Annotated in this window: 2 protein-coding genes; both read right to left on the reverse strand. The window is 51.9% G+C overall.

What is annotated here, in order from left to right; all coding sequences use genetic code 11:
* Positions 1-805, reverse strand: an 805-nt coding sequence (locus Q0294_RS02800; protein WP_299460708.1) for a PPC domain-containing protein, incomplete at its 3' end; no start/stop codon positions are given.
* A gap of 112 nt (positions 806-917) precedes the next feature.
* Positions 918-2,264 (reverse strand): DUF1501 domain-containing protein, encoded by a 1,347-nt coding sequence (locus Q0294_RS02805; protein WP_299460710.1) that lies wholly within the window; start codon positions 2,262-2,264, stop codon positions 918-920.
* Between the last annotated feature and the right edge of the window lie 97 nt (positions 2,265-2,361).

Here is a 2,361-nt window from a genome sequence, read left to right on the forward strand (position 1 = left end):
TGATTTCGATGCAGTAGGCATATTTTCCGGAGCCGACATAACGGGCGTCACGAATTTCGAAGACGTATTCCCCATCGGCGGGTAACTTATAGGTGATCAGCGAATCGGATTTAACGAAGTTATCGTTCTGAGCAACGATCTGTTTCTGTGGTCCGTATAAAGTCAGAATGGAATCCATCAGATACACGCCGGATGTCTGCATGGTGTGAATGGCTTCCGTCACGCGCTGGGCATAAACCTGGATCGTGATTTCCTGTCCTTTTTTGCCGGTGAATTTGAAGCAGTCGACATCTTCCGTTTTTTCGCAGATCCCACAGACGGTTGAGGGGAGCGTGACGACTTGCGCGGTATCGAACGTGCTGTTGTCTTTCTTTTCGACTTCTTCGATTACCGGATACGGCGTGACCAGCAGATGCGTCACGCTGGAGACGGCTTGATCTGTGGCGGCGCGGCATTCATAAATACGCGCGGGCTGATCTTGGGGAACTTCGATATCGAAGTCAAACGGTGTGCCTACCGAGCCACGGCCGCGACGAGGGGCTTCTTTGGGTTTAGGTTCAGCAAAGGTCATCTTGATTCCTGGCTGATCGAAAAAGACAGAATGCGTGCCATCCAGGGTGTAGCTGCTGTGCAGCTGAATTTTTCGTTTATCGCCTTGCTGAACGGCGGCGGGTTTAAACGCGACGAGTTGACGGAAACCGATGTTTGACGGCGGCGGAGTTTTCTTTTCATCGGCGGCATTCAGCCGGATTGATGTTGAGAATAACAGAGCCAGAGTCAGTAATGAATAAGTGAGACAGCGCATCGGTTTGTCCTGATAAAGATCAAAGAGAGTGCCTGAGAAACAGGGACGCCCCTCAGGACAAAGTCCGCAGGGGCCATCACTGTCGAATAAGTGAGGAGTGAGGGTTCGAATCTTACCCCATCAATTCCGGAATGGGCTGGCCTTCGTTCACAATGAGAGGACGTCCATCTTCGGGAGAGACAAAGTAGTGATCCAGGTTGACTCCCAGCTTTGTATAAATGGAAGCCGCAACATCTGCGGGATAGTATTCTTTTCCGACCGGTCGAGAACCGATGTCATCGGTGGCACCCACGATCTGACCGGCGGGAGTTCCGGCACCGATCATCATCATCGTTGATGCGGTGGCCCAGTGGTCACGGCCGGCGGCTGAATTGATGACGGGCGTCCGTCCGAAGTCGGTCAGCCAGACAACCAGCGTGTTATCCAGCATGCCTCGCTGTTTCAGATCGAGCACCAGCGACGTCAAAGCCCGGTCAAACGGGGGCAGCGAACCACGCAGCGATTTAAAGTTATTGGTATGTGTATCCCAGCCACCACTGCTGACGGTCACAAAACGTGAGCCCGATTCAATCAGTCGGCGGGCGAGAAGACAGCTTTGACCCAGATAATGACGACCATATTCGTCGCGGGTCTTGTCCGATTCCTTGCTGAGATCAAAGGCCTGCTGTGTATCGGCAGACGTGATCATGCTGAAGGCGTTCTGATAGTGAGCGTCGGACGCTTCAAACGCGTTCTGATTCTGATCTGTTTGACGCTGCAGAGTATCGATGACCTGCAAAGCCTGCTGACGTCGTTTCAGGCGATCAATCGAAATTCCCGATGGGGGAGAAATATCACGCACTGAGAAGTTACCGGCATTCGGATCGCCGGGAATTTCGAATGGATTGTACTGCAGGCCCAGATAACCCCCGAGGCCGCCATTGAAACGACGGTCTACATGATTTCCGATTTGGATATGTGGTGGAATGTTGGTTTTGAAACCTTTGGTTTTCGCAATGACGGCACCATAGCAGGGATAGGTAACCGACGGATTGAATTTGTGTCCGGAAAGCATGAAGGCATCGGCTGTCGAGTGCGAACCATTTTGCGGATTCAGGTTCCGCATGATAGTGAACTCGTTGGCGTGTTTTGCAAACAGCGGCAGTTGATCAGAAAACTGATAACCGGGCAGCGCGGTACTGATTGCAGAGAAATCGCCACGCACATCAGCGGAGGCATTTGGTTTGGGATCGAAGGTATCGTGATGGCTCGTGCCGCCACGTGTCCAGATCAGAATGCAGTTTGTGTCGTTGGAAGGATCTGCCAGCGCACCAGATTCACTCTCCGAAGCACGAGCCTGGCCGCGCATCATGGAATCCAGAGTGATTCCAAACGCACTGAGCGCACCAACTTCCAACAGAAATTGACGACGGCTACCGGTTTCACAGTTCGAAACCTTTTGTGGGAAAAGCTTCAGCATCAGAAACTCCTTTTGTGGCAGGACCCTGTTATGGCAGGAATATATTTCGGAGGGACGATTATGTTGGTGTTAACACTTTGGTAAGATAACTAACATA

This window comes from uncultured Gimesia sp., assembly GCF_937919775.1.
GTDB lineage: Bacteria > Planctomycetota > Planctomycetia > Planctomycetales > Planctomycetaceae > Gimesia.